The organism is Nocardioides zeae (genome assembly GCF_030818655.1).
In the GTDB taxonomy this organism is placed as follows: Bacteria; Actinomycetota; Actinomycetes; order Propionibacteriales; family Nocardioidaceae; genus Nocardioides; species Nocardioides zeae_A.
In genome coordinates this window covers 1,722,667-1,740,483 of record NZ_JAUTAN010000001.1, presented here as the reverse complement: position 1 = coordinate 1,740,483, position 17,817 = coordinate 1,722,667, and the positions used below count along the sequence as shown (strand labels likewise).

The following is a 17,817-nucleotide window of genomic DNA, read 5'->3' as shown; positions in this document are numbered from 1 at the left end:
CGGCGGGGGAGAGCACCTCCATGACCACCGACGACCCCACGTCCGCACCCGACCCGTCCGCGCCCGACCCCTCGCCGCTGACCCTCCGCCTGCGGACGCCCGACGACCTGCTCGCCACCGTCCCCGTGGTGCTCGGCTTCGAGCCCCACCACTCGCTCGTGCTCCTCAGCTTCGGCGTGGGCGGACGCTCCTCCCACGACGGGCCCACCGGCCGGGGTGCCACCGGACCGCACCTGAGGATCGGGCTCCCCGGTCCCGACGACCCGCCGACGGTGCTCGGCGAGGTCGTCGAGGCCGCGGTCGCGCCCTGCCGTCGCCACGGGGTCGCGTCCGTCGCGGCCGTGGTCTACACGCGGGACCCCCGTCTCGGGGCGGCCACCGCCGCGCACCTCGAGGCGTCGTGCGCGGCCGCGGGCATCGCCGTCATCGCGCTGCTGCGGGCCGACGGGCAGCGCTGGTACGCCGCGGGGGACGCCGACGTCGCCGGCGGCGGGTCCGCGCCGTACCGGAACGAGAGCCACCCGGTGCGGGCCGCAGCGGTGCTGCACGGCCGGGTCGTGCTCGGCAGCCGTGAGGAGCTGGCGGAGCTCCTGGCGCCGGCGGCGGAGGACGCGCGCGCCGAGGTGGCCGCCGCCGTCGAGCGCCGAGGGAGTCCGCGGCCGGGTCCGGCGGAGTCGCGGTGGGTGGCGGAGACCGTCGCCCGGGCGGCCGGCTCGGGGACGCCGCTCGGGACGGAGGACGCCGCGCGGCTCGTCGTCGCCCTGCGGCTGGGCCGGCACCGCGACGCGGCGTGGGCCGGCGTCGGTCGTGAGGAGGCCGCGCGCCACGTCGAGGTCTGGCTCGACCTCGTGCGGCGCGCACCCGAGGGCTGGCGGTCGGGGCCGGCCGCGCTCGCCGGCCTGACCGCCTGGTTGGACGGGTCGGGTGCCCTGGCGTGGTGCGCCGTGGACGTGTGCCTCGCGGAGGAGCCCGGCCACCCGCTCGGTCGGCTGGTGCGCGACTTCCTCGAGGCTGCCGCACCGCCGTCGTGGTGGGAGGACGTGACCGCGGCGCTCGGCGACCCGGCCTGAGCCGTCGTCGCGGCGGGCCCGGCGTGGGGACCGGGCCACTACGCTGCCGACATGGGCGAGGAGGTCGATCACCAGGAGTTCTCGCGTGCCGATCGCACGCGGCACCGTGAGAAGGTCCGTCGTTCGCTGGACGTGCTCGCCAGCATGCTGCGCGAGCCGGCGTTCGCGGCGGAGGACCCGATGACGGGGCTCGAGGTCGAGCTCAACCTCGTCGACGCGCACGAGGAGCCGTCGCTGTCCAGCGCGGAGGTCCTCGACGCGGTCGCCGACCCCGACTTCCAGACGGAGCTCGGGCAGTTCAACATCGAGATCAACGTGGCGCCCGCCCGGCTCCGCCCCACCGGCCCCGGTGCTCCCGGCGGGCTCACGGTGTTCGAGGAGTCGCTGCGGCGCAGCCTCAACGACGCCGAGGCCGCCAGCGCCCCGCTGGGCGCGCACCTCGTCATGATCGGCGTCCTGCCGACGCTGGGCCACGGCCACATGACGCCGGCGTCCCTCAGCCCCAACCCGCGGTACGCGCTGCTGAGCGAGCAGATCCTCGCGGCGCGCGGCGAGGACATCGTCATCGACGTCAAGGGCGTCGAGCGCCTGGAGACCGCGACCGACTCGATCGTCCCCGAGGCGGCGTGCACGAGCACCCAGCTCCACGTGCAGACCTCCCCGGAGGACTTCGCGGACTACTGGAACGCGTCCCAGGCCATCTCGGGCATCCAGCTCGCGCTCGGCGCCAACTCGCCGTTCCTGCTGGGCCGCGAGCTGTGGCGGGAGACGCGGATCCCGCTCTTCGAGCAGGCGACCGACACCCGCAGCGAGGAGCTGAAGGCGCAGGGGGTGCGGCCGCGGGTGTGGTTCGGGGAGCGTTGGGTGACGTCGGTGTTCGACCTGTTCGAGGAGAACGTGCGCTACTTCCCGGCGCTGCTCCCGATCGTCGACGACGAGGACCCGGCGGCCGTGCTCGCCGAGGGCGGCGTGCCGTCGCTGGCGGAGCTGCGGCTCCACAACGGCACGATCTACCGCTGGAACCGCCCCGTCTACGACATCGCCGACGGGGTCCCCCACCTCCGGGTCGAGAACCGCGTGCTGCCCGCGGGGCCCACGGTGGTCGACACCATGGCGAACGCCGCCTTCTACTTCGGGCTCGTGCGGGCCCTCGTCGAGGAGGACCGGCCCGTCTGGTCCCGCATGTCGTTCAGTGCCGCCGAGGAGAACTTCCACCTCGGGGCGCGGCACGGGATCGAGGCCGAGGTCTACTGGCCGGGCGTCGGCCAGGCCGCGGCGACCGAGCTCGTGCTGCGCCGGCTCCTGCCCCTCGCCCACGAGGGCCTGCTGGCCTGGGGAGCCGAGACCGCCGAGGCCGACCGCCTGCTCGGCATCATCGAGCAGCGGTGCCTGCAGGGCACCAACGGCGCGGAGTGGTTCGTGCGCCGCGTGCACGCCGAGGCCTCGCTCGAACGCCCCGAGGCGCTGCGCCGGGCCCTGCGCGACTACCGCGAGCACATGCACTCGAACGAGCCCGTGCACACGTGGGAGGTGCCCGCCGCGCGCTGAGCGACGGGACGGTGGCCCGGCCGCCCTCAGTGCGGCCGACGGTCGCGCAGCCGCCGCCAGGTGCGTCCGTGACCGTGCGCCGGGTCGGCCCACCCGTGCCGGGTCACCACGACGAACGGGGTCGGTCGGCCCGTCTCGGCGGACGCCGCCCGCACGGCGCGCGACCACGCCTGGTCGCCGTCCTCCACCACGGGCTCGCCGGGCCGGGTCAGCCACACCAGGGGTGCTCCGTCGGTCGACGCCAGGAGCGTCGCGAGCACGTCGGTGCGCAGCGCGTGGTCGTCGAGCTCGGCGGCCGCGAGCGACCGGTGCCGGCCGGGCCGACCGACGTGCACCAGCGACGGGAAGGTGCGGTGCCGGCCCTGGGCGATCAGGTCGAGGACCAGGCGGCGCAGCTCGGCGGAGGACGTGCTGGCCGGCACCTCCGCGGCTCCTGCTCCCGTCGTCGTCCCCACCCGCACAGCCTGCCGCCACGCCGCGTCCGGCGCGAGCCGTTCTCCACAGTGCCGCGATCGGCTAGCGTGCGAGCAGGTGGTGCGGGGTCCCGCGCTCGCCGCCGTCGAGCCGAGGAGGTCGCCGTGACGACGATCGTGGTGGGATACGTCCCCAAGCCCGAGGGAGAGGCCGCGCTCGGCCGCGCGCTGGAGGAGGCCGCCCTGCGCGACGCCCGCATCGTGCTCGTGAGCTCGACCCGGGGCGACCACGTCGACACGGACGTCGACGCTGCCCGTGCGCGCCTGGAGTCGGCCGGGGTCGACCACGAGGTGCGGGTCAGCACGAGCGCGTTCGACCCGGCGGAGGACCTGCTCGCCGTGGCCGAGGAGGTCGGCGCCGACCTCATCGTCATCGGGCTGCGCCGCCGCACGCCGGTGGGCAAGCTCCTGCTCGGCAGCAACGCCCAGCGGATCCTCCTCGACGCCCACGCTCCCGTGCTCGCGGTCAAGGTCGCCTGAGCCCCCGGGAGAGCCGAGGGGGTACGTCGCGCGACGTGGCAGCATGCCCCCATGGCCATCCAGATCACCGGTGACGCCGAGGCCGACCAGGTCCTCGACTCCGACCCGTTCGCGCTGCTCGTCGGGATGATGCTCGACCAGCAGTACCCGATGGAGCACGCCTTCCGCGGCCCCGCGAAGGTGCTCGAGCGGTTCGGCACGCTCGAGCCCGGGCGGATCGCGGCGGCGGACCCCGACGAGTTCGCCGCCCTCTGCTCCACGACCCCGGCGATCCACCGGTTCCCCGGCTCGATGGCCGCCCGCCTCCAGGAGCTCGCCCGCATCGTCGAGGACGAGCACGGCGGCGACGCCTCCCGGATCTGGACCGAGGCGAGCTCGGGCAAGGACCTGCTCAAGCGCGTCATGGCCCTGCCCGGCTTCGGCAAGCAGAAGGCGCAGATCTTCGTCGCGCTGCTGGCCAAGCAGCGCGACGTCCGCCCGGAGGGCTGGGAGGCGGTGGTGGGGGACTACGCGCTCGACGGCCACCGCTCCGTCGCCGACGTCGTGGACGCCGACTCGCTGCAGAAGGTGCGCGACTTCAAGAAGATGAAGAAGGCAGCCGCCAAGGGCTGAGGCCCCCACGACGACGCCGGCCAACGCTCCCGGGGGAGCGGTGGCCGGCGTCCGTGCGTCGTGCGGGCGACCGTCAGGCGGCCGTGCCCACGGCGTCCCGCAGCTGCTGCAGGATGCCCGAGAGCAGGCGCGACACCTGCGTCTGGGTCACGCCCAGCTCGTCGGCGATCTCCTGCTGGGTGCGGTCCTGGAAGAACCGCATCACGAGGATGCGGCGCTCGCGGGCGTCGAGACGCCGCAGGGCCGGCTGCAGCGTCGTCCGCATCTCCACGACCTCCTGCTCGCGCTCGTGGTCGATCGCCGTCTCGGCAGGACCGGCCTGGCCCACCGGCAGGGGGGCGTCGAGCGACACGGGCCGGAAGCAGCCCTCCGCCCGGAGCGCCTGCTGGACGACCGCGACCGGGATGTCGAGGTCACGGGCGATCGCCTCGTCGGGCACCCGGTCGCCGTGGTCCCCGGCGAGCCGGTCGCGGGCCCGGATCACGGCGGACTGGTTCTCCTGCACGTCCCGCGGCGGGCGCACCATCCACCCCAGGTCGCGGAAGTGGCGCCGCAGCTCTCCGCGGATGCAGGGCACGGCGTAGGTCAGGAAGTCCTTGCCCTGGCCGGGGTCGAAGTGGCTGGCGGCCCGCACGAGCGCGAGGTAGGCGACCTGCTCCAGGTCCTCGAGCGGGATGCCGCGGTTGCGCTGGCGGGCGGCGAGGGCGCGGGCGACGCCCATGTTGGCCACGACCACCTCGCGCAGGGCCTCGTCGCGCGACGCCTCGTCGGGGGCGACCTCCGCGGCATGGAGGTGGGTGGTGGTGGCGGCCCGTCGTACTTCTCGTTCGTCGCGCCGGGGGGTGGCGGGACGGGGGGCTGTCGGCGCCGGGGTGCTGCCGGTGCCGGTGGACGGAAGGAGCGCGATGGTGGAGCTGTTCTGCGTGAGCATCCTGAGTCCTGGTTCACTCGGGTGCTGTCCAGCCGCTGGCTTGAGCTGGTGTGGAGGTGCCGAGACACCGCTCAGACGAACGTAGCGGTCTCCGGTGGTCCAGACCAGGAATATCAACAAGAATTTTTCATCTTGTTGAGGGGGCGGGTCGATCGACGGCCCGCCCGTTCCGTCAGGCCGGGTCAGCGGGCGTGCCGACCCGCCAGCAACGGCGCCAACGTCCAGGTGCCCAACAGCACCGCGAGGACGGCGAGCGCGAGGACCAGCCCCGGTCCGCGACCGATCACGAGGTCCCCGACGAAGTGCACGACACCCGCGCAGACGAGCGCCAGGAGGAGCAGGCCGCCGCGGGCGAGGTTGTCGGCCGCGGCGACGAGCCAGGGGCGCCGGCGCTGCCGGAACAGGATCCGGTGGTAGGCGACCGGCGCGACGAGCAGGCCCGTCGTCAGCACCGAGCCGACGAGCAGGACGACGTAGAGCCCGCGCTGGTAGTCGTCGAGCCCCGCGAACCGCTCGGTGAACGGGATCGTCACGAGGAAGCCGGTGAGGAGCTGCACGCCGGTCTGCACGACCCGCAGCTCCTGCATGAGCTCGCTCCAGTTGCGGTCGAGCATCGCCTCCGTCACCGGGTGTCCGGCGTCCTCCTCGTGCACCACGCGACCTCCTCGACCCGGTTCCCGGACCGGTACCCCGCCTCGGCCCGCACCGTACGACGCGACCGTGCGCCAGCGGGAGGTCTGGACCTCCGGGTCGGGGGTACCGGCGCCGCGCCCGGCGAGCCCGTCCGACAACAGGAGTGCGCATGCAGCTTCCCCGCCCCCGTGGACCCGTGAGCGCCGCCGTCGTCGGCGCCCTGCGCGGCGGTCCGTTCGACGCCGCGGCCACCACCGCCGCGACGACGGCGGCCGACCTCCGGGAGGCGGACGTCCAGCTGGCCCTGTGGACGGCCTACGAGCTGGGCTACCGCGGCTTCGAGGACGCCGATCCCGACGCCGAGCGCGACCTGCGGGTCCTCGCGTGGCGGAAGGTCGCCGAGGACCTCCTCGAGCAGGACCTGCGGGCCCGCACCGCCACCGCGGTCGAGGAGGCCCGGGCGTCGGGCCGCTCCGTCGCGGACCGCATCTCCGCGCTCGTGCGCGAGGCGCCCGGCGCGCCCCTGACCCGTCACCTGCAGAAGCACGCGACGCGGGAGCAGTTCCAGACCTACCTCGCCGACCGCAGCATCTACCACCTCAAGGAGACCGACCCCCAGGTGCGGGTGCTCGGCTGGATCGACGGGCCCGCCAAGGTCGCGCACGCCGAGCTGCTCTACGACGAGTACGGCGGGGGTCGGCCCGAGCGGCTGCACTCCCACCTCTTCGCGGAGGCCATGCGCGCGGCCGGGCTGGACGCGTCGTACGGCGCCTACCTCGACACCGTCGAGGCCCCCACGCTCCTCTCCAACAACGTCATGTCCCTCTTCGGGTCGCAACGACGCCTGCGCGGGGCGGCGCTCGGCCACCTGGCGGCGTTCGAGGCGACGAGCACCGACCCGTGCCGCCGCATCGCGGCCGGCGCCGAGCGGGTGGGCCTCCCGGACGCGGTGGCGGCCTACTTCCACGAGCACGTGGAGGCCGACGCCGTCCACGAGCAGGTCGTGCTGGGCGACATCTGCGGCACCGCGGTGGCCGCGGACCCGACCATCGAGGACGACGTGCTCCTCGGCGCGGCGACCTGCCTCCTCGTCGACGCGGAGGCGGCGCAGGCGCTCCACGACCGGTTGGTTGCCGAGGAGCAGCGGCTGGCCCCGTCCCTGCGCGTCGTCGCCGACGAGCGGGCGGCGTCGTGACCGGCCCCCGCGCGGCGGACGCCCCCGACGAGCGTCCCGCTCGGACCGCTCGGGCCGGTCGTCCCGCGGACCCCGTCCGGGTGCGTCTGTGCCCGGGAGGTCCGCTGCTGGTCCGTGGTGCCCAGGAGGTGCTCGACGCGGACGGGGTCGCGCACCCCGTGGAGCGGCCGGTGGTGGCCGTGTGCGCCTGCGGCGCGACGGGACGGGCGCCGTGGTGCGACGGGACCCACGCCCGCATCAGCCCCCGGCGGTGAGGGTCAGTCCGCGGCGGTGAGGTGGGCGAGGAGTCCCCGCTCGAACTCGCGGGCCTCCGCGAAGACGAGCCGACCGTCGAGCACGGCCGCGTGCTGGTTGAGCGGCGGCAGGTGGTGGACCCCGCCGACCTGGATGACGACGCTCCCGCCCGGGAGCAGCACGTCGGCTGCGACGTCGAGGCAGGCCAGGGCGAGATCGATGCCGTCGGGCCCGCCGTCGATGGCGGTGACGGGGTCGAGCGGGAACGTCCCGACGTCGCCGCTCGGCACCCACGGCGGGTCGGCCACGACCAACGGGTAGCGCTCCCCGCGCACCGCCTCGCGCAGGTCGCCGCAGCGCACCTCGGTGGTGATCCCCGCGGCCTCCGCGTTGCGGCGGGCGTAGTCGCACGCCACCGGGTCGGCGTCCACCTGCACCAGGTCGCGGCGTGCCAGGCGGGCGGCGAGGAGCCCGATGTGACCCGCTCCCGAGCACAGCTCGAGCAGCGGGCCGAACGGCGCCTGGTCGGCGATCTTCGCCGCCCACGTCGACTGCGCGGCCGTCCACGGACGCGGCTCCAGCACGCGGGGGTCCCACCGGATGGCCAGGCCGTCGAAGTCCGTCGTGCGCGCGCCGTCCGCGCCGGGGTCGTCCCGCGGGACCTGGGGGAGCAGCGGCACGCCGCCCCGGTGGTCGGTGGGCAGGCCGGCAGGGCGGCCGGGGTCGTCGGTCACGTGCTGCCGGTACCCCGACCGCCCGGGGGCAGTCCCCGAGGGCCGGCAGGTCAGAAGACCGGCTTGCCCCCGGTCACGCCCAGCACCGTCCCGGACACGTACGACGCGTCGCGGGGCGAGGCGAGGAAGACGAAGGCCGGGGCGACCTCGGCCGGCTGGCCCGCACGCCCCAACGGTGTGTCGGAGCCGAACTGCTCGATCTTCTCGGCCGGCTGGGTGGCGGGCTGCAGCGGCGTCCAGATCGGTCCCGGGGCGACCGCGTTGACCCGGATCCCGTCGGGCCCGAGCTCGGCCGCGAGGTTGACGGTCGCGTTGTTGATGGCCGCCTTCGTCGCCGCGTAGTCCACCAGGCTCGTCGAGGGCTCGTAGGCCTGGATCGAGGTGTTGTTGATGACGCAGCCCCGGCTGGCCCGCAGGTGCGGCACGGCCGCCCGCACGGTCCAGAAGAGGGCGTAGAGGTTCGTCTTCAGGGTCCGGTCGAGGTCGTCGTCGTCGAGCGAGGCGATGCCTCCGCCGCGGGCCATCTGGTAGCCGGCGTTGTTGACCAGGACGTCGAGGCGGGCCAGCTCCTCGACGGTCCGCTCCACGACGGAGCGGCACGTCTCCGAGTCGCGCAGGTCCACCGCGAGGGGCAGGACCCGTCGGCCGGCGTCGGTGACGAGACGCACGGTCTCGTCGGCGTCCGGCTGCTCCTCGGGGAGGTGGGTGAACGCGATGTCGGCGCCCTCCCGCGCGTAGGCCAGCGCGACGGCGCGGCCGATCCCGGAGTCGCCGCCGGTGATGAGGGCGACGCGCCCCTCGAGACGCCCGTGGCCCACGTAGGTGTCCTCGCCGTGGTCCGGGACCGGGTCCATCGCGGCGGTCAGCCCGGGCGGGTCCTGGCGCTGTGCCGGGAAGGTCTCGGGTAGGGCGTCAGCCATCGTCGTCTCCTCTGCTCGGGGGTTCGTGCGGACCGCGGCCGGTACCCCCGTCCTTGCGGGTGACACCCGCCGCTCGACGTACGCCGCGGATCATGCGCCCTGACGGCCGCGGGTACCGGACGTCCATGGCCCCCACCACGACGGCCCTCCTGGTCATCGACCTGCAGGAGGGCTACTTCTCCGCTCCCGAGCTCGCCGCCATCCGTGACCGGGTGGTCGCCGGCAGCATCGAGGCGACGGCCGCCGCCCGTGCGGCCGGCGCGCTGGTGGTCGAGGTCCGCACGGTCCACTCGGAGGATCCGACCACCTGGGCGCTCAACATGCGGGAGGACGAGTGCCCGTTCATGATCCGTGGCACCGACGACGTCCGACCGGTCGGCGAGCTCGACGCGGTGCGACCCGACGGACCCGGCGACGACTGGGTCGTCGTGGAGAAGACGCGGGACAGCGCCTTCCACGGCACCGACCTGCTCGACCTGCTCCGCTCGCGAGGCGTCGAGCGGATCGCGCTCGCGGGGATCTCGACCGAGTCGTGCGTGGCCGCCACCGCCGCGGACGCCTACGCGCACGACTTCCGGGTCCTGCTCGTCGAGGGCGCGGTCCTGACGCCGGACGCCGAGCGCCACCACCACAGCCTGCGGCACCTCGAGGACCTCTACCGGCAACCCGCGCTGCCGGTGGCGGAGATCGCCTTCGCGGCGCCGAGGGGCGGAGGCGGGTCGTCGTGAGAGAGGCCGACGGGCCGCTCGAGGTCGCCGGCTTCCTCGCTCGGGTCGCCACGGAGCTGGCGGCGGCCTCCGACGAGGTCGAGCTGACGCGGTGCGCGGCCCGCCGTGCGACCGAGCTCCTCGTCGGCGACGGCGCGGCCGTCGTCGCGCGCCGTCGCCGCGGGCGGCTCGAGACGGTCGCCGCCACGGACGGGGTCGCGCGTCGGGACGAGGAGCTGCAGCGCGAGCTGGGGACCGGTCCCACCCTGACGGCGGTGCGGCACCCGGACGGCCTCGTCGTCGAGGACGCCGTCCGCGAGCCGCGGTGGCCCGGATGGGGCGGACGTCGGGACGCGTCGGGACCGCGCTCGCTGGTGTGCGTCCAGCTGATGCCCACGGGCCTCCACGACCGGCACGAGCCGCTGGGCGTGCTGGCGGTCCACGCGCTGCGTCCGCGCGCCTTCGGTCAGGAGGACCTGGAGGCCCTGCTCCTCCTCGCCGTGCACGTCTCGGCGGCGTGGGCGGCGCTGCGCCGTACGGTCACGCTCGCCGAGGCCGCGGAGTCACGCCACCTGATCGGGGTGGCGCAGGGGATGCTCGCCGCATCGGCACACGTGCCGGTGGACGCGTCGTTCCCGCTGCTGCAGGGGTGGGCACGCGCCGGCAACGTCCGGGTGCGCGACCTGGCCGAGCGGATCATCGCCACCGGAGGGGTGCCCGACGACCTCGAGCTCCCCGACACCCCCTGACGAGCACGGCCGCGCCGGCGCGCCGCACGTGGGTTCCCGACCGCCCCGTACGGCGCGGGTCGAGGTCGTCCCACGTGCGACCGCCGGCCGTGCTCACGGCTGGAAGACCACCTTCACCATCCCGGGCGCCTTGTCGCGGAACGCCCGGTAGGCCTCGGGGGCCTCCGACAGCGGGAGGTGGTGGGTGGCGAACCCGTCGGTGCCGAGCGGGTCGTCGTCCTGCTCGAGCAGCGGCAGGATCTCGTCGGTCCAGGACCGCACGTTGGCCTGGCCCATCCGCAGCTGGAGCTGCTTGTCGAACAGGGTGACCATCGGCAGCGGGTCGGTCGCGCCGCCGTACACCCCCGAGATGGAGATGGTGCCGCCGCGGCGTACCAGGTCGATGGCCGAGGTGAGCGCGCCGAGCCGGTCGACGCCCGCCTTCCGCATGAGCGGCTGGGCCAGGGCGTCGGGCAGGAGGCCGGCGGCCTTCTGGGCCAGGCCGGCGGCGGGGGTGTCGTGGGACTCCATCCCGACGGCGTCGAGCACGGCGTCGGGCCCGCGCCCGCCGGTCATGTCGCGCACCAGGTCGCCGAGGTCCTCGCGCGGCTCGGAGGACAGCACCTCGATGCCGCGCGCCGCGACCCGGTCGCGACGGTCCTGCTCGGGGTCGACGACGATGGTGCGTACGCCGCGGTGCTGCGCGATCCGCGCGGCCATCGAGCCGATCGGTCCGGCGCCGAGGATGACGAGCGAGTCGCCGTCGCCGACCCCGGCGTACTCGACCCCCTGCCAGGCGGTGGGGAGGACGTCGCTGAGGAAGAGGAAGCGGTCGTCGGACGGCCCGTGCGGGACCTTGACGGGCAACGTGTCGCCGAAGGGCACGCGCAGCAGCTCGGCCTGGCCGCCGGGCACGCTGCCGTAGAGCTGGCTGTAGCCGAAGAGGCTCGCCCCGGTGCCCTGGTCGCGGTTCTGCGTGGTCTCGCACTGGCTGTTGAGGCCCTGGCGACACGTCCAGCACTCCTGGCAGCTGACGTTGAACGGCACGACGACGCGGTCGCCGGGGGAGAGGGACGAGACCGCGGAGCCCACCTCCTCGACCACCCCCATGGGCTCGTGCCCGACGATGTCGCCCGCGGTCATGAACGGGGACAGCGGGCCGTACAGGTGGAGGTCGGAGCCGCACAGGCCGGTGGAGGTGATGCGCACCAGCACGTCGGTGGGCTCCTGGATGCGCGCGTCCGGGACCTCCTCGTAGCGCATGTCCTGCGGGCCGTGCCAGGTGACTGCCTTCATCGAGGTCTCCTCGGGGAGGGGAAGCAGGGACGAGGACCGGTACCCGCGCGGTCCGCCACGACCCCGGGGGCTCCCCGAGGGCGGCCGGCAGGTCCCGCACCCTGCCGAAGGTGGAGACGCTTCGGCGGCGTGGCATCATTGCCGGAGCGGCGCTTGACAAGATCCTGGCTCTGCCGCGCCCGGAAGTAGTTGACGAGAGGTGTTCGTGGCTTCGATCACGCGCAAGAAGCTCCCCGCAGAGGTGCTCGCCCACCCCGCCGTGACCGCACTGGTCGAGCAGGGATCCGCCGCGGGGGTGGTCTCCCCCGAGGCCGTCCGACAGGCGAGCGAGGACGCGGCGATCGAGCCGGCGCACCTCAAGGCGCTGCTGGCCCACCTGAGCAGCCACGGCATCACCGTGGAGCTCTCGGCCGCCGGCACCCGTGCCGTCGCGGCGTCGACGGCCCGCAAGACCACGAGCGCCGCAGCCAAGAAGGCGGCGGCGAAGAAGCCGGCCGCCAAGAAGGCCGCGCCCGCGAAGGCGGCCGCGAAGGCGGCGCCCGCCGCCGACGAGCCTGCCGACGAGCCCGAGGACGTCACGGACGAGGTCGAGCTCGAGGAGGTCGACCTCGGTGAGCTCGACGCGGGCGACGACGCGGCCCAGCCGGCCGAGATCGGTCCCGACGGCAAGAAGGTGCTGCCCGACATCCCGGACGACCAGTTCGAGAAGGACGTCGCGGCCGACCCGACGATCAAGCAGGACGAGAAGGAGGCGTCGTTCGTCGTCTCCGCGGCGGACGACACCGACGAGCCCGAGCAGCAGGTCATGGTCGCGGGCGCCACGGCCGACCCGGTCAAGGACTACCTGAAGCAGATCGGCAAGGTCCCCCTCCTCAACGCGGAGATGGAGGTCGAGCTCGCCAAGCGGATCGAGGCCGGCCTCTTCGCCGAGGAGAAGCTCGCCAAGGGCGGCAAGATCACGCCCAAGGTGCTCGAGGAGCTCGAGTGGATCTCCGACGACGGTCGTCGCGCGAAGAACCACCTGCTGGAGGCCAACCTCCGTCTCGTCGTCTCCCTGGCCAAGCGCTACACGGGTCGCGGCATGCTCTTCCTCGACCTGATCCAGGAGGGCAACCTCGGTCTGATCCGTGCGGTCGAGAAGTTCGACTACACGAAGGGCTACAAGTTCTCGACGTACGCGACGTGGTGGATCCGTCAGGCCATCACCCGCGCGATGGCCGACCAGGCGCGCACCATCCGCATCCCGGTGCACATGGTCGAGGTCATCAACAAGCTCGCCCGCGTCCAGCGCCAGATGCTGCAGGACCTCGGCCGGGAGCCCACCCCGGAGGAGCTCGCCAAGGAGCTCGACATGACGCCCGAGAAGGTCGTCGAGGTGCAGAAGTACGGCCGCGAGCCCATCTCGTTGCACACGCCCCTCGGTGAGGACGGCGACTCGGAGTTCGGTGACCTCATCGAGGACTCCGAGGCGATCGTGCCGGCCGACGCCGTGTCGTTCACCCTCCTGCAGGAGCAGCTCCACGCGGTGCTCGACACGCTCTCGGAGCGCGAGGCCGGCGTCGTCTCGATGCGGTTCGGCCTCACCGACGGCCAGCCGAAGACGCTCGACGAGATCGGCAAGGTCTACGGCGTGACGCGCGAGCGCATCCGTCAGATCGAGTCGAAGACGATGAGCAAGCTGCGCCACCCGTCGCGCTCGCAGGTCCTGCGCGACTACCTGGACTGACGCACCCCGTCGTACGCCGCGGCGCCGTTCCCCCGCGGGGGAGCGGCGCCGCGGTGCGTCCGGGGCCCGAAGGCCTCGCCCGGCAGGTCGGTCGGTGTCAGAGGCGGAACGCGGCGACCAGCCAGATGCTGCTCGCGACGACGGCGGCGGTGGCCTCGATGGCCATGCTGAGGCCGACGGCCTTCAGGGCGTGGACCGTCGAGGGCCAGGCCTCCTCGCGTCCCACCCGGGAGGTTTCCGCGAGGTAGACGCCGAGCACGAATCCGATGACGAGGCCCACCACCGGCACCACGAAGAACCCGACCACGCCGAGCACGCCACCGACGAGCAACGTGCGGGTGGGGATGCCGGCGGCCTTGAGGCGCTTCCCGGGCACGGCGTACTGCACCACCGTGCCGACGAGCAGGACGACCACGATCGCAGCGAACCACCACCAGGCGGCGCCGCCGGTGAGGACGGCCCACACGAGGAGCGTGCCGGCGATCAGGATGGTGCCGGGCAGGATCGGCACGACGATCCCCACGATGCCCACGAGGAGGAGCAGGGCCACGACGGCGTCGGTCCAGGTCACGCACGCATCCTCTCGGACGTGCGACGGCCCCGGACCTGTGGGTCCGGGGCCGTCGTGGTGGTCGGGGTCAGCTGCTGCTCGGGCTGCTGCGGGGGTTGCTGGTCAGCGCTCGTCCGCCGGCGCGTTCCCAGGGGTCGACGACAGCTTGTGCGTCTCGTCCTGGACGTTCGCGGCCACCGAACGCAGCGCGTCGCCGTGCTGACGAGCGTGGTGGGCGCAGAACAGGAGCTCGCCGCCGCTGGCAAGCTCGACACGCAGGTAGGCCTGGGCGCCGCAGCGGTCGCAGCGGTCCGACGCGGTCAGTGCCGGGGTGTTGGGGGCAACTGCAGTGGTCACATCGGCCTCTTTTCTCTCGGTGCCTGGCCCAACCTAGCCGTCGGGGAAAACATTCCCGTGGTGCTGTGGCGGGGATGACATGTCGAATCCCATCACGTGGTGCCCTACCCGTTCGCGACCGGCCCACTCCTGGATGGGTCGGGCTGGCCCGGTCGTGGTTCCATCCTCGACCTCCCACCCGCCCCAACGGAGCATTTCGCGACAAGTTCCGGCCCTGGGTCGAGATGGCCCGGTCCCACGCCCGCCCGGTCCACGGAACTGTCCGTGCCCGCCGGTAGATTGCGGTCCACGGCGCCGTCGACCGATGCGCCGCGTCGCACGAGGAGCCTCACCATCGACACGAGCTACAACGCCGCGAACCTCCTGGTCCTCGAGGGCCTCGAGGCCGTGCGCAAGCGGCCGGGGATGTACATCGGGTCGACCGACACGCGCGGTCTCATGCACTGCCTGTGGGAGATCATCGACAACGGCGTGGACGAGGCCCTCGGCGGTCACGCGAGCGCCATCGAGGTGGTGCTCCACGCCGACGGCTCCGCCGAGGTCCACGACGACGGCCGCGGCATCCCGGTCGACGTCGAGCCGCGCACCGGCCTGCCGGGTGTCGAGGTGGTCTACACCAAGCTCCACGCGGGCGGGAAGTTCGGCGGCGGCTCCTACGCGGCGTCCGGTGGCCTCCACGGCGTCGGCGCGTCTGTCGTCAACGCCCTGTCGACCCGGCTCGACGTCGACATCGACCGGCCCCCGGCCCGCCAGGGCATGTCCTTCCGCCGCGGCGTCCCCGGCGTGTTCGACGGCGAGGGTCCCGGCGTCGAGTTCGAGCCACGCTCCGGGCTGACCCGCAAGGGCCCGCGCGTCACGGCCAAGTCGACGACCGGCACGCGCGTGCGCTTCTGGCCCGACCGCCAGATCTTCACGAGCGACGCCACCTTCGTCGTCGACGACCTGATCACGCGGGCCCGCCAGACGGCCTACATCGTGCCGGGCCTGGAGATCAGCGTCCGCGACCTGCGGGGGGAGGAGCCGCGGGAGGAGGTCTTCCGCTACGACGGCGGGATCGCGGAGTACGTCGCGTTCCTCGCCCACGACGAGCCCGTGACCGACGTGCTGCGCCTGCAGGGGTCGGGCCGGTTCACCGAGACGGTGCCCGTGCTGGACGAGCGCGGCCACATGACGCCGCAGGAGGTCGAGCGCGAGCTCGTCGTCGACGTCGCCGCCCGCTGGGGCCACGGCTACGAGACCGAGCTGCGCTCCTACGTGAACGTCATCGCCACGCCCAAGGGCGGCACGCACGTGCAGGGCTTCGAGCGCGCCGCGGTCGACGTCTTCAAGGACGTCATGCGCGCCAGCAAGGTGCTCAAGAACAACGACGACGACCCGATCAAGGACGACGTGCTGGAGGGTCTGACCGCCGTCGTGACGGTCGGTCTCGCCGAGCCCCAGTTCGAGGGCCAGACGAAGGAGATCCTCGGCACGCCGGCCGCCCGCTCGGTCGTCAACAAGGTGGTGGCCGGCGAGCTCCGCGCGTTCCTCACCAGCACCAAGCGCGAGGAGAAGGCCCAGGCCCGCCTCGTCATGGAGAAGGTGGCCGGTGCGACGAAGACGCGCCTCGCCGCCCGGCAGCACAAGGAGACCCAGCGCCGCAAGAACGCCCTCGAGTCATCGGCGTTGCCCGCCAAGCTGGCCGACTGCCGCTCGGGCGACACCGAGCGCAGCGAGCTCTTCATCGTCGAGGGTGACTCGGCCCTCGGCACGGCCAAGCTGGCGCGCAACTCGGAGTTCCAGGCGCTCCTCCCCATCCGGGGCAAGATCCTCAACGTGCAGAAGGCCTCCGTGGCCGACATGCTGAAGAACGCCGAGTGCGCCTCCATCATCCAGGTCGTCGGCGCCGGCAGCGGGCGCACGTTCGACCTCGACGCCGTGCGCTACGGGCGCATCATCTTCATGGCGGACGCCGACTCCGACGGTGCCCACATCCGGTGCCTGCTCGCGACCCTGTTCTTCCGCTACATGCCGGGACTGATCGAGTCGGGCCGGGTGTTCTCCGCGGTGCCGCCCCTGCACCGCATCGAGCTGTCCAACCCGCGCAAGGGGCAGGACAAGTACGTCTACACCTACTCCGACGCGGAGCTGCAGCGGAAGCTGGCCGAGCTCAAGCGCCGCAACCAGAAGTGGCGCGACCCCGTGCAGCGCTACAAGGGCCTGGGCGAGATGGACGCCGACCAGCTGGCGGAGACGACGATGGATCCCCGGCGCCGCACGCTCCGGCGGCTCACCGTCGACGACGCCGCCATGGCGGGCGAAGTCTTCGAGCTGCTCATGGGCTCCGACGTCGCGCCCCGCAAGGAGTTCATCATGGCGGGCAGCTACAGCATCGACCGCGAGGCCATCGACGCGTAGACCTGCGACGGAGTGCCGCACGGACCGTGTGGCATCTGTCGCCGTGTCGCGGACGCGGCCTCGCCGCGCGCCTGTGTGATGCTGGAGCAATGGTGGAGCGAGACGACACGTCGCTGTTCGAGGACATCCTCGACGACGACCGCGACCCCCGTGACCCCGTGGACGCCGACGTCGACGTCGACCACGACGAGGGCCACCGCTTCGGCGCGTCGCGTCGCCAGTGGCTGGTGCTGCTCGGCGGCTTCGTCGTCTTCCTGGTCTGCGTGATCGCCGCCCTGCTGCTCGTGCGCAACGCCTTCGGCGGTGACGACGAGGGCAACGCCGTGCCGTGGCGGGACCCCGTCGTGGAGGGCAGCACCGTGACCGTGACGTTCGACCGCTCTCCCTGTGCGCGCACCGGGGAGACGACGGTCGAGGAGGACGCCGACGAGGTCGTCGTCACCGTGCGCGAGGTGCCCCGCCCGACGCTGTGCTCGTCGCCGGGCGACGTGGCGGAGGAGACCGTCGAGCTGGACGCCCCGCTCGGCGACCGGGCGTTGGTCGACGGGTCCTACTGACCCCGGCGCGGGCGAGCCCGGAACTGTGCGGCTGGGGTGGTCCGGACCGCTTGGGACGTGCCCCAGGTGCACAGTTCCCGACCCCGACCCCGACCCCGACCCCGGCCCGGGGCCCCGGGCTGCCGACACCCGCTACGGGCGGGGGCTCACCGCCCCCGGTCGGCGCGCCGGATCAGACGACCTGCTCGAGCAGGCCCGTGTCGACGTCGTAGACGAACCCGCCGACCTTGACCGACGCCGGCACGAGCGGGTGCGAGGTGACCTTGTGGACGTCCTCGGTCAGCGTCGCCCGCTGGTCCGTGACGACCGGGAAGCCCTGCCACGCGGCGTCGACCCCGGCGGAGGTGCTGACCTTCTGGCGCAGCTCGGCCTCGGTGTTCGACGCCACGGCGCAGCGGGTGTGGGGCACGACCAGCACCCGGTCGACGTTGAGCAGGTGCACGGCCAGCACCAGGGCCTCGAGGGCCTGGGGGGTGACCCGGCCACCCGGGTTGCGGAAGATCTTCGCGTCGCCCGCCTTGAGGCCGAGCATGGCCAGGGGGTCGATGCGGCTGTCCATGCAGGTCACGATGGCGACGCCCGCATGGGCGATGCCGTCGAACCCGCTGAGGCCGAAGTCGTCGGCGAAGACACGGTTGGCGTCGAGGAGGTCGTCGAAGTCGCTCACAG

General features: G+C 73.5%; 20 protein-coding genes. 11 read left to right on the top strand and 9 right to left on the bottom strand.

Annotated elements, in window-relative coordinates:
* The first annotated feature begins 20 nt into the window (after positions 1-20).
* Complete coding sequence (locus QE405_RS08340) at positions 21-1,070, top strand: DUF4192 domain-containing protein (protein WP_307199729.1); 1,050 nt, start codon at positions 21-23, stop codon at positions 1,068-1,070.
* A 51-nt stretch (positions 1,071-1,121) separates the two neighbouring features.
* Positions 1,122-2,618: a glutamate-cysteine ligase family protein gene (locus tag QE405_RS08335; RefSeq protein ID WP_307199728.1), complete on the top strand. Its 1,497-nt coding sequence runs from the start codon at positions 1,122-1,124 to the stop codon at positions 2,616-2,618.
* A 26-nt stretch (positions 2,619-2,644) separates the two neighbouring features.
* On the opposite strand, the gene QE405_RS08330 is transcribed toward QE405_RS08335, so the two are convergent.
* Positions 2,645-3,073 carry a hypothetical protein gene (locus QE405_RS08330; RefSeq protein ID WP_307199727.1) on the bottom strand — a complete coding sequence of 143 codons (429 nt, stop codon included), beginning with the start codon at positions 3,071-3,073 and terminating at the stop codon, positions 2,645-2,647.
* Between the two features lie 123 nt (positions 3,074-3,196).
* On the opposite strand from QE405_RS08330, the gene QE405_RS08325 reads away from it, so the two are divergent.
* Together QE405_RS08325 and QE405_RS08320 are read left to right on the top strand one after the other, a co-directional pair.
* The gene (locus QE405_RS08325; RefSeq protein ID WP_307199726.1) at positions 3,197-3,571 is read left to right on the top strand and encodes a universal stress protein; all 375 of its coding nucleotides are present in this window, start codon (positions 3,197-3,199) and stop codon (positions 3,569-3,571) included.
* A gap of 51 nt (positions 3,572-3,622) precedes the next feature.
* Positions 3,623-4,183 (top strand): HhH-GPD-type base excision DNA repair protein, encoded by a 561-nt coding sequence (locus tag QE405_RS08320; RefSeq protein ID WP_307199725.1) that lies wholly within the window; start codon positions 3,623-3,625, stop codon positions 4,181-4,183.
* A 73-nt stretch (positions 4,184-4,256) separates the two neighbouring features.
* On the opposite strand, the gene QE405_RS08315 is transcribed toward QE405_RS08320, so the two are convergent.
* Positions 4,257-5,114 (bottom strand): sigma-70 family RNA polymerase sigma factor, encoded by an 858-nt coding sequence (locus tag QE405_RS08315; protein WP_307199724.1) that lies wholly within the window; start codon positions 5,112-5,114, stop codon positions 4,257-4,259.
* Between the two features lie 182 nt (positions 5,115-5,296).
* Positions 5,297-5,770 carry a DUF6328 family protein gene (locus tag QE405_RS08310; protein ID WP_307199723.1) on the bottom strand — a complete coding sequence of 158 codons (474 nt, stop codon included), beginning with the start codon at positions 5,768-5,770 and terminating at the stop codon, positions 5,297-5,299.
* 146 nt (positions 5,771-5,916) lie between these two features.
* Here QE405_RS08310 and QE405_RS08305 point away from each other — a divergent pair, with 146 nt between their 5' ends.
* Entirely contained in the window at positions 5,917-6,942 is a 1,026-nt protein-coding gene (locus tag QE405_RS08305; protein ID WP_307199722.1) for an iron-containing redox enzyme family protein, read from the top strand.
* A complete protein-coding gene (locus QE405_RS08300) occupies positions 6,939-7,196 on the top strand; it encodes a CDGSH iron-sulfur domain-containing protein (protein WP_307199721.1) in 258 nt (85 codons plus the stop codon). Before QE405_RS08305 ends, QE405_RS08300 begins: the two co-directional genes overlap by 4 nt.
* Positions 7,197-7,199: 3 nt before the next feature.
* Here the strand turns inward: QE405_RS08300 and QE405_RS08295 are convergent, their stop codons facing one another.
* Positions 7,200-7,910, bottom strand: a complete 711-nt coding sequence (locus QE405_RS08295) for a class I SAM-dependent methyltransferase (RefSeq protein ID WP_307199720.1) — start codon at positions 7,908-7,910, stop codon at positions 7,200-7,202.
* Between the two features lie 50 nt (positions 7,911-7,960).
* Positions 7,961-8,830, bottom strand: a complete 870-nt coding sequence (locus QE405_RS08290) for an SDR family oxidoreductase (RefSeq protein ID WP_307199719.1) — start codon at positions 8,828-8,830, stop codon at positions 7,961-7,963.
* 125 nt (positions 8,831-8,955) lie between these two features.
* Between QE405_RS08290 and QE405_RS08285 the strand changes: the two genes are divergently transcribed.
* A complete protein-coding gene (locus QE405_RS08285) occupies positions 8,956-9,558 on the top strand; it encodes a cysteine hydrolase family protein (RefSeq protein WP_307199718.1) in 603 nt (200 codons plus the stop codon).
* Positions 9,555-10,286, top strand: a complete 732-nt coding sequence (locus tag QE405_RS08280) for a GAF and ANTAR domain-containing protein (protein WP_307199717.1) — start codon at positions 9,555-9,557, stop codon at positions 10,284-10,286. Before QE405_RS08285 ends, QE405_RS08280 begins: the two co-directional genes overlap by 4 nt.
* Before the next feature lie 93 nt (positions 10,287-10,379).
* On the opposite strand, the gene QE405_RS08275 is transcribed toward QE405_RS08280, so the two are convergent.
* Positions 10,380-11,561, bottom strand: coding sequence for an alcohol dehydrogenase catalytic domain-containing protein (locus QE405_RS08275; RefSeq protein ID WP_307199716.1), 1,182 nt, complete (start codon positions 11,559-11,561; stop codon positions 10,380-10,382).
* 199 nt (positions 11,562-11,760) lie between these two features.
* On the opposite strand from QE405_RS08275, the gene QE405_RS08270 reads away from it, so the two are divergent.
* On the top strand, positions 11,761-13,287 hold the full coding sequence (locus QE405_RS08270) for an RNA polymerase sigma factor (protein ID WP_307199715.1): 1,527 nt from the start codon (positions 11,761-11,763) through the stop codon (positions 13,285-13,287).
* 97 nt (positions 13,288-13,384) lie between these two features.
* Here QE405_RS08270 and QE405_RS08265 read toward each other — a convergent pair whose 3' ends face one another.
* Both QE405_RS08265 and QE405_RS08260 read right to left on the bottom strand, forming a co-directional pair.
* Complete coding sequence (locus QE405_RS08265; RefSeq protein ID WP_307199714.1) at positions 13,385-13,858, bottom strand: DUF456 domain-containing protein; 474 nt, start codon at positions 13,856-13,858, stop codon at positions 13,385-13,387.
* A gap of 102 nt (positions 13,859-13,960) precedes the next feature.
* Positions 13,961-14,194, bottom strand: a complete 234-nt coding sequence (locus QE405_RS08260; RefSeq protein WP_307199713.1) for a DUF7455 domain-containing protein — start codon at positions 14,192-14,194, stop codon at positions 13,961-13,963.
* 264 nt (positions 14,195-14,458) lie between these two features.
* Between QE405_RS08260 and QE405_RS08255 the strand changes: the two genes are divergently transcribed.
* Together QE405_RS08255 and QE405_RS08250 are read left to right on the top strand one after the other, a co-directional pair.
* Positions 14,459-16,591 (top strand): DNA gyrase/topoisomerase IV subunit B, encoded by a 2,133-nt coding sequence (locus tag QE405_RS08255; RefSeq protein ID WP_373459449.1) that lies wholly within the window; start codon positions 14,459-14,461, stop codon positions 16,589-16,591.
* An 89-nt stretch (positions 16,592-16,680) separates the two neighbouring features.
* Entirely contained in the window at positions 16,681-17,148 is a 468-nt protein-coding gene (locus QE405_RS08250; RefSeq protein ID WP_307199712.1) for a hypothetical protein, read from the top strand.
* Positions 17,149-17,320: 172 nt separating this feature from the next.
* Here QE405_RS08250 and QE405_RS08245 read toward each other — a convergent pair whose 3' ends face one another.
* Positions 17,321-17,815, bottom strand: a complete 495-nt coding sequence (locus QE405_RS08245) for a beta-class carbonic anhydrase (protein ID WP_307199711.1) — start codon at positions 17,813-17,815, stop codon at positions 17,321-17,323.
* Between the last annotated feature and the right edge of the window lie 2 nt (positions 17,816-17,817).